The 8,842-nt window shown below is 41.4% G+C and carries 6 protein-coding genes and 1 tRNA gene; 4 read left to right on the top strand and 3 right to left on the bottom strand.

The features are described 5' to 3' along the window. Nucleotides 1-825, top strand: an 825-nt coding sequence (locus B2X33_RS05480) for an exodeoxyribonuclease III (RefSeq protein WP_349675713.1), incomplete at its 5' end; no start/stop codon positions are given. Nucleotides 826-827: 2 nt separating this feature from the next. On the opposite strand, the gene B2X33_RS05475 is transcribed toward B2X33_RS05480, so the two are convergent. After that, nucleotides 828-2,069: a Crp/Fnr family transcriptional regulator gene (locus tag B2X33_RS05475; protein WP_296024956.1), complete on the bottom strand. Its 1,242-nt coding sequence runs from the start codon at nt 2,067-2,069 to the stop codon at nt 828-830. A gap of 177 nt (nt 2,070-2,246) precedes the next feature. Here B2X33_RS05475 and B2X33_RS05470 point away from each other — a divergent pair, with 177 nt between their 5' ends. Then, on the top strand, nt 2,247-3,125 hold the full coding sequence (locus B2X33_RS05470) for a PHP domain-containing protein (RefSeq protein ID WP_296668198.1): 879 nt from the start codon (nt 2,247-2,249) through the stop codon (nt 3,123-3,125). A gap of 229 nt (nt 3,126-3,354) precedes the next feature. Then, the gene (locus B2X33_RS05465) at nt 3,355-4,917 is read left to right on the top strand and encodes a YifB family Mg chelatase-like AAA ATPase (protein WP_296668196.1); all 1,563 of its coding nucleotides are present in this window, start codon (nt 3,355-3,357) and stop codon (nt 4,915-4,917) included. A 119-nt stretch (nt 4,918-5,036) separates the two neighbouring features. Here the strand turns inward: B2X33_RS05465 and B2X33_RS05460 are convergent. After that, nucleotides 5,037-5,119, bottom strand: a tRNA-Leu gene (locus tag B2X33_RS05460). A gap of 85 nt (nt 5,120-5,204) precedes the next feature. On the opposite strand from B2X33_RS05460, the gene B2X33_RS05455 reads away from it, so the two are divergent. Further along, a complete protein-coding gene (locus tag B2X33_RS05455) occupies nt 5,205-7,187 on the top strand; it encodes a RecQ family ATP-dependent DNA helicase (protein WP_296668194.1) in 1,983 nt (660 codons plus the stop codon). Between the two features lie 85 nt (nt 7,188-7,272). Here B2X33_RS05455 and B2X33_RS05450 read toward each other — a convergent pair whose 3' ends face one another. Continuing rightward, a complete protein-coding gene (locus B2X33_RS05450) occupies nt 7,273-8,589 on the bottom strand; it encodes a DUF1015 domain-containing protein (RefSeq protein WP_296668193.1) in 1,317 nt (438 codons plus the stop codon). Nucleotides 8,590-8,842 lie beyond the last annotated feature (253 nt).

The following is an 8,842-nucleotide window of genomic DNA, read 5'->3' as shown; positions in this document are numbered from 1 at the left end:
GGCTGCAAGCCCGGCCGTGCGCTTTTGCGTCTGCAAAAATTATTATATAATTTTTTTATGGATTTAAAATTTATTTCTTGGAACGTTAACGGACTTCGCGCTGTTACTAGCAAAAATTTTTACGAAGAGTTTAATTCTTTGAATGCAGATTTTTTTTGTCTGCAGGAAACTAAGCTTCAGGAAGGGCAAATTCAAATGGATTTGCCTGGATATTTTCAATATTGGAACTATGCTCAAAAAAAAGGCTATTCCGGAACGGCAGTTTTTACAAAATACGAGCCGGTTTCGGTTCTTTACGGAATTGGAATTCCTGAACACGACACCGAAGGCCGCGTAATAACTCTTGAATACAAAAATTTTTTTCTTGTAACAGTTTACACTCCAAATTCTCAAACCGAATTAAAACGCCTTGATTATCGCATGCGCTGGGAAGATGATTTTAAAAATTATCTTTTAACTCTTTCTCAAAAAAAAGGCGTAATTGTCTGCGGCGACCTGAATGTTGCCCACAAAGAAATCGATATAAAAAATCCTGCTTCAAATCGGCACAATGCCGGTTTTACCGATGAAGAACGCTCAAAAATGACTCAGCTTCTTGAGTCAGGCTTTACTGATTCGTTCAGATTTTTTTATCCTGAGGCAGCAAATATTTACAGCTGGTGGTCGTACCGTTTTCATGCACGCGAAAAAAATGCAGGCTGGCGCATCGACTACTTTTTAGTGAGCAATTCTTTAAAAGCTCAGATGAAAAGAGCTGCAATTCATACCGAAATTTTTGGATCCGACCATTGTCCTGTCGAACTGGTCTGCGACTGCGAAATTTAAAATTACTGCCGGCTTGTTGCTCTAGTGTCTACGATTCGCTTCATGTCGGCAATATTGTTTACAATAATATTATTTTCAAAAACTTCGATTTTTCTTGAAGATGCAAAACGGTTTATTTCGTCAGTTGTCTTTGCAACAGGAAGCGCCGCCCAATGAGCCACCTCTTGGATTGTAACATTAAATCTGCGCTGTTTTTCGTTTGGGTTTGCCGGTGGATTCATTTCGTCGAGCATGCAAAAAACATCTGCAATACGCGCCTGAGTATCTTGAATTACCAGAATCTTAAAACGCCTTTTCTGGTCATAAATGCGTTTGCAGAAAAGTTTTAAAATATTAAGTGCAATTTGCGGATTTCCGGTGATTAAAAGTTCAAAATTTGACTTGTTAAATTCCAGACACTGGACGTTTCCAACTGCAAGACATGTTGCTGAGCGCGGAGAATTGTCCAAAATCGCCATTTCTCCAAAAAATTCGCCAGGTTTTAGAATATCCAGATTTTTATTTTGACCGTTTACACATTTTACAAGCTGGACTGTGCCTTTTTGAATCAGATAAAAGCTTTCTCCAGGTTCAAATTCGCTTATGATAACTTGTCCAGGAGAATATTTTTTTGCAAAACGTGCAAATGCCGGAAGTTCAAAAACTTTTAAGGATTTGTCGTTCAAAGAAATATTTTCTGTTCCGTCGTCAAAAGCAAGGCTTTGGGATTGTTTTGCCCTTGCATCCGCTGTTATGAACATTTTTTTGACTGCATTTTCGTCTGCTGAATTTGGATAGTATTTTAAATATCTTAAACAAACATCTGCACAGCTGCGCCATTTTTCGTCATGAAAAAAAGCCTGGGCTACACCCAAAAGTCCGCTCTGGCGGTTTATGTCTTGTCCTTTGTTTAGAATTTCTTCAATCTGAGAATGAACTTTTCTTAACTGGTTTGAAAAAACTCTCAGCATTTTTAAAATCAAAGTCTTGTTTGAAGAAAATATTGTCTCAAATTCCTGAACTGTCAGCGAAAGACAAACAGAATCGATTAAAACCGTAGCTGTTTCTTCACGCGGGAAATGCCCCAACGCCGATTTTACTCCAAAAAATTCGCCGTTTTTTATCTGTTCTGTAACAGGAAGATTTGTCTCTATGTCTGTTGTGGAAATTATTACGCAGCCTTTTTGCAAAATAAAAACCCTGTCGTCACGGTCTCCTGCAAAATAAATGATTGAACCTTTATTGTATTGCATCACTTTTGGCATAAATTTTCTCCCATTGAATACAGGTTTTATAATTCAATTATAATCCAAATTTATAATAAGTTCTTTAAGATTTAGCATATTTTGATGAAAAAATTAACTGACTAAATCATATTTTCAAAAAAAATCATTTGAGAAGGTTTAATTCTAAAAAAATTTAATTTGTGCTATATTAAAAAAATGATTGATTTACATAGCCACTCTTCTGCATCTGACGGAATCCTTTCTCCTGCCGATTCTGCCAGATATGCTTTTGAAAAAAAACTTACGGTCTGGGCTTTGACCGACCATGACACTGTTGACGGCTTGAACGATGCTGCAAAGGTCTGTTTGGAGACCGGAGTGAATTTTATTCCTGGAATTGAAATTACAGTTGCCTGGCCAGAAGGCGAATTTCATCTTTTGGGTTTGGGATTGCGCCGTAAAAGCGAAGAACTAAAAAATACCATTGACTATCTGACGGAAGAACGCTTTAACCGGAATTCTGAAATTGTCAGAAAAATGAACGAAGACGGTTACGATTTTACTCTTGAAGAGATTCAGTCAAATTTTACTGCAAGCCAGATTGGACGTCCTCATTTTGCGGATTTTTTGGTAAAAAAAGGAATTGTCCGCAACCGTCAGGAGGCATTTGACCGTTTTTTTGGACACGGAAAAAAATGGTATGTAAACCATACTGGCGAAAATCTCGAAACTGCGGTGGAAGCTATAAAAACATCGGGCGGAATTCCTGTAATTGCCCATCCATGCTCGCTTTTTTTAGGAATCGCAAGGCTTGAAGAAGAGCTTGAAAGAATCCATGCGGCAGGAGTTATGGGGCTCGAAGCCTGGCATCCAGGAGCAAGAAAAAGCCATTGTTACCATCTTGAAGAAATTGCCAGAAAACTTGGGATGTTTGTTACTGCTGGAAGCGATTTTCATGGAAAAGGTGTAAGGGCGGACAGACATTTGGGCAGGATGTTTGATAATAAAAAAATTGATGACAGATTTTGGCTTGAAGAATTAAAGCCAGCTCTTGGCGAAGATTTTAACTTTAAAAATACTGAATGGGCAAAATGAATTTTAGAGAATAGATTTTTTATGAACGGAAAATTCTGCGCCGGATGCGCCGGGCGAAAGTTGCCGGAGGCAATGAGCGTGAGCGACCCCAGAGCAGCCGGTTTGACGGAAAAATTGCCGCCCACAAAATAAATTTTTGATTTTTTTTGTGAATTTTTTGTAAAATTTTTACTTTTACGGCCACTTATTATTATAGAAACTTTTTGAGAATTATTAAGGGGTCGGTTTTATGAAAATTTTTTCTTTTTCGCCGTTTGGATATGAAGGCTCGCTTGTTGCCGTTGAAGTTGATTTAAGGCGCGGAATTCCTGCTGTGGACGTTGTTGGGCTTGCGGACGGCGCTGTCAAGGAAAGCCGGGAAAGGATGCGTTCGGCGATCAGAAATTCTGGTTTTGAGTTCCCTTTGGAGCGGGTTTTAATCAGTTTGTCTCCGGCAGATTTGAAAAAAGAAGGGGCCGGTTTTGATTTGGCGCTTGCGCTGGCAGTTCTTGATGCTCAAAAAGGCAGTTTTTCTGAAAGAAGCGTGCTTGTTATGGGCGAACTTGAGCTTTCGGGGCTTTTGCGGCCTGTCCGTGGAGTTCATGCTGCTGCCGGAACCGCAAAGCTGGCAGGAATTGATTATTGCATTGTAAGTTCGCAAAATGCTGGCGAAGCAAAGGAAGTTGCAGGAATAAAAGTTTTTGCGGCGGAAAATCTAGCAGAAGCGTTTGATGCGCTTTATAAACCGGAAGTTTTTTGTGAAGGAAGAGAATTTTCTGAAGACCAGGGAGCGCCAAAAGGTTCTGTTTGGATCGAAAATGTGCTTTTTCCTCCGGTTGATGAAGGTTTTGAGATGGCGGAAATTTTCGGACAAAGAAAACTGATTCGCGCTTTGCAGGTTGCTGCGGCCGGCGGGCATAATTTGCTTGCTTTTGGGCCTCCAGGCTGCGGAAAAACGCTTGCATTGCAGAAATTTCCGGGGCTTTTGCCTCTTTTGCCGATGGAGGAATCTCAAAGCGTAACGAGAATTCACAGTTTGGCAGGGCTTTTGCCGCCGTCCGTCTCAATAATGCGTAAAGGCGATTTTAGAATGCCGCACCAGACTGCAAGCATAGAAGGAATTTGCGGCGGCGGAGTTAATTGCCGTCCGGGAGAAATTTCTTTGGCGCACAATGGAGTTCTTTTTTTAGATGAGGCTGCGGAGTTTAGGACAAGTGTTTTGCAGATGCTTCGTGTTCCTCTCGAAACCGGGACAATTACTTTGAGCCGGGCAGGACGCAGCACTGTCTATCCTGCGAATTTTCAGCTTTTGATGGCGGCAAATCCCTGTCCATGCGGAAATTACGGAGTTGAAGGAAAAATCTGTCTTTGCAGCGCACGTTCTGTGGAAATGTACTGGAGAAAATTTAGCGGGCCTCTTTTAGACAGGGTTGATTTAAGGGTTTGCGTTTCGGCAGTTGAAAAAGAAAGTAAAAATGACGGTGAAGAAAATGAAAATTTTTCAACTGGGGCTTTGCGTAAAAAAATCGCAGTGGCGGTAAAAAAACAGCGGGAGCGTGGTATAAAAAATTCGAGGCTTAGTCCGCAGCAAATTTCCGAATTTTGCGGCTTGAACGAAGAACAGGAACGATTTTTAGAAAATCAGCGGAAAAAAAACAGCTTGTCGCAAAGAGGAGTGAGCGCATGCTTAAAAATTGCAAGGACAATTGCTGATATGGAAAATCATTTGCGGATTGAATTTTCTGATTTAAGAGAAGCTGTCGAATTGAGAGGAAACAGCGGACCTTTAGAATTTGTTTTGCCGGGAGAATAGCTTACTTTTGCGGACGAAAAAGCCATTCTTCAAGAAAATAGATGCGAGCTTGCGGAAAAGCGTTCAAAAAACTCGCACAAAGTAAAAAAAAAGAACCTGTTAAAAAACAGATTCTTTTATACCGAAGAAGGGACTTGAACCCTTACACAGTCGCCTGCAAAAGATTTTGAGTCTTTCGTGTCTACCATTCCACCACTTCGGCAAACGCAAGTGCTATTATAGCAGAAAAAAATATTTTTCTGCAACACTATAATGCAATTTTTTTGTATAATAGGCTCGGAATAACAATGAATAAAGATTATATTGGCTGCGAACCGGAAAAAGTTTTAAAAGAAATTTTCGGCTACGATTCGTTCAGGCTTCTGCAGCGGAAAATCATTTCCAATGTGCTTAATAAAAAAGATACTCTTGCAATTATGCCGACTGGCGGAGGAAAATCCCTCTGTTACCAGATTCCCGCCTTGATTTTTGACGGAATTACTGTCGTTGTGTCGCCTCTTATTTCTCTTATGCAGGATCAAGTGGACAGTTTATTGGCTTCTGGAATAAATGCAGTTTTTTTGAACAGCACTCTTGACTGGGATAAATATCTTGAATCGATGAATTCAATTCGTCGTGGTGAAACAAAAATTCTTTATGTCTCGCCGGAAGGCTTGAGTTCTCCGAAAATTCAGGATTTGCTTCACGACAGCCACGTAAAAGTCAGCTGCATTACGATTGACGAGGCTCATTGCGTTTCTGAGTGGGGACACGACTTTAGACCGGAATTCCTTGAAATTTCTGCTGTAAGAAAACAGTTTCCAAATGCGGTTTGCCTTGCGCTTACTGCGACCGCTACGGCTCAGGTGCGGGCAGATATTATTCAAAACCTTGCGTTAAAAGAACCTGAAGTTGAAATTTCGAGCTTTGACAGGGCGAATATTTTTTTGTCGGTTGCCAGAAAAAACGATCCTGTAAGCCAGGTGGTAGACTGTATTCGCAGGCATTGGGACGAAAGCGGAATAATCTACTGTTTTAGCCGCAAGCAGGTTGATTCTCTTACGCAGATTCTTTTAAAACTCGGATACTCGGCTCTAAATTATCATGCCGGGCTTTCTGACGAGGAGCGAAAAAATCATCAGAATCAGTTTATCCGCGATCAGGTGCAGATTATGGTGGCAACTTTGGCTTTTGGAATGGGAATCGATAAGCCGAACGTGCGTTTTGTAATTCACTATGACTTGCCAAAGTCGCTTGAACAGTATTATCAGGAAATTGGACGCGCTGGACGGGATGGGCTTCCGAGCGAAGCGCTTTTGCTTTATTCCGGGGCTGATATTTTTAAAATAAGGCATTTTTTTACGGATGCCTCCGACCCTCAAAAATCAGAAAATCTCTTGCAGTCAATGACAGATTATGCTTCGGCACGTGAATGCCGGCGAAAAAAACTTTTGGCGTATTTTGGCGAATTTTATGACAACGAAAAAGAAAAAAATGCCCGCTGCTGCGACATCTGCTCAAAAGGCCCAGCTGTTCTTTCTGATATGACAATTCCCTGCCAAAAATTTATGAGCTGTATAATCCGCACAAATTCGCATTTTGGAGCGGCGTATATTGCTGATGTTCTTTTGGGTTCTAGAAGTAAAAAAATTCTCGACAATTCGCACAATATGATTTCGACATGGGGAATTGGCCGGGAACTTGACAAAGCTCAGTGGATGGAACTGGCTTCTCTTTTAATCGAAAAAAATTATCTTGTAAAAACCGGAGATTACGGCATTTTAATGCTCACAAAAGAAGGGCTTGGCGTGCTAAAAAACCGGGATAAAATTCTTCTTCCTTTTGAAAATGCCTTGCCGTCTGAAAAATCTCTCAAGGCTACGGGAACTTTTGTTCCGAAAAACCGGGCGGGCGCAGGTTCATCCGGCGGACTTCTTTTTCCAAAGCCTTCTGGAAAAAATGGAAAATCAAAAAAAACTTCTCTTCGGGCTGATTTTGTTCTTCGCAAAAAAACGGAAACTTCTTCTTTTGAGGGGAATGATGGGAATTTTCAAAAAAAAGCGCCCGACCAAAATACGCTTTTTATGATTTCCAGCTTAAAAAAGTGGCGGAAAAACAAGGCTGAAGAGATGAATGTTCCTCCGTATGTAATTTTTGGCGACAGGACTTTGCACGAGCTTGCGGCAAAAAAGCCAAAGTCGATGGACGAACTTTTAGACTGCTATGGAATCGGAGAAAACAAGGCGGCAAAATTTGGGAAGGAAATTTTGGAGCGGATTCAAAATTTTTAAAATCATTAAAAACAAAAAAGCCACGCTCAGAAAAATGTCTTTCCGCCGTGGCTTTATCGGTTTTGTGTAGAACTGGAATTAAAAACTAAAAAAGTCTTCTCGCTTCAACATAAAATCTTTTTTCGCTAGCTTCGCCCATGCTGAATGATTTTCGAGGAAGCGGACCTCTGCCGTTGATTGTCGCAAAAAAGCAGTCTTTTGCAATCGGAGGCAGCAAAATTCCTGTATTGCCTTCTGTTTTTCCGAGTCCGACAGTCTCGTCGCTTCCGTGAATGTAATCAATCTGCGTTTTTTGAGCCTTATTTTCGGTCATAAAGCCGTCGATCACAGGCTGAAGAGCGGCGATCGCCAGATCTTTGACCGGAGTTTCGAGCATTTTGAACGAAGTTTTTCCATTTTTTGTAAAGATAAATCCGTATCGCGCGCCGTCTGCGCTCCTGGAAGCAACTTCTTTTTCAAGCTCAGATTCATTTTCCAGTTCGCAGACTTTTCCGCCAAGTTTTTGAGCAACAGTCAAAATGAGCTTTTCGCTGTCAATTCCAAACAAAACACGGTGAATCGGTTCAAAAGTCAGCCCTTCGTCATAAATGTTTACGATTTCGACAAGGGCATAGCGCACAGGAGAATCAGAAGGAAGACGGGATTTGTTTTCTTCCCAGACAGCTTTTGCTGTCGCAAGAGAGTGGTTTCCGTCGCCGACTGCAAAAAGGAAGGTGTTTCCGTCAGCATCTGTTCCGGCTTTTGCCAAATCAGAGAGCGCGTTTTCGAGCAGTTTTTCAGCGTCGCTTCCTTTTACAGCCCAGCCTGTAATATGGCCAGAATTTTGCATCAAATCGCCGTCATAAACCGGCATCTGCTTTTTTGCAAGTTTTCCGGCTCCTCCGACAAGCTCATCTTTCGGGTCGTTTGCAAGAAGCATGATATGCGGAAGCTCAAGTTTTGCGCCGTTTCTGATTTTCATTCTTGGCGGAATTCTCTCAGGAACAGTTGCTTCTGTCGCGCGAATCAAGGCTTTTGAGCCAGGTTTCCATTCGTAACTGTCCAAATCGACGCACATAACCAGGCCTTTTCGCGTGCGGCCGTAGGCGGTTTTTCTTTCAATATAGACACATTCTTCCTGCGGAGAATCAAAAACGCCTTTTTCGATGTATTCATCCATTGCAGACTGAATTTTGTGAATGCGTTCATTTTTTGAATCTTCGTCCGACTTGTCCAGATAAACTTCCGGAAAAATCAAGTTGAGCGATGACGGTTTTTCGCCGGCAATTTTTTTTGCGTTTTCCCAATATTCGCGGTCTTGAGTGTATTGGTCGCAGGCAATAACCGACCAGGTTTTCAAATCAATGTTTTTTGGCAAAAGAATCTGCGGAATAGCAGTTCCAAATTTTTCAAAAGTTTTCATTGCTTTATTCTAGCGAATTTTTACCGTGTTGGGAATTCTCTGACATCCTTGTCAATTTTTTTGTATTTGGGCGTTTCCTGGCTTTTTTTACTTTTGTTTTGCCTTTGCCGTTTTAATTTTTTTTGGAAAAAAGTTTTTTTCCTAAAAGAATATGCCAGGCCGGGCTTTTCGTGGTTCCGCCTTTCGGCTTCATTGCTTCGCTCCGCCCTGCTCCGTTCCGCAACGGCTCCGCCGCCACTACAATCCCTAACGC

The organism is Treponema sp. UBA785 (assembly GCF_002297065.1).
GTDB lineage: Bacteria > Spirochaetota > Spirochaetia > Treponematales > Treponemataceae > Treponema_D.
The sequence above is the reverse complement of the archived record's forward strand: the minus strand, read 5'-3'. Positions and strand labels throughout refer to the sequence as shown.

Excerpts from the sequence above, each read along its gene's own strand:
- B2X33_RS05475 (WP_296024956.1), bottom strand. The coding sequence starts at position 2,069 with ATGCCAAAAGTGATGCAATACAATAAAGGTTCAATCATTTATTTTGCA.
- B2X33_RS05470 (WP_296668198.1), top strand. The coding sequence starts at position 2,247 with ATGATTGATTTACATAGCCACTCTTCTGCATCTGACGGAATCCTTTCT.
- B2X33_RS05465 (WP_296668196.1), top strand. The coding sequence starts at position 3,355 with ATGAAAATTTTTTCTTTTTCGCCGTTTGGATATGAAGGCTCGCTTGTT.
- B2X33_RS05455 (WP_296668194.1), top strand. The coding sequence starts at position 5,205 with ATGAATAAAGATTATATTGGCTGCGAACCGGAAAAAGTTTTAAAAGAA.
- B2X33_RS05450 (WP_296668193.1), bottom strand. The coding sequence starts at position 8,589 with ATGAAAACTTTTGAAAAATTTGGAACTGCTATTCCGCAGATTCTTTTG.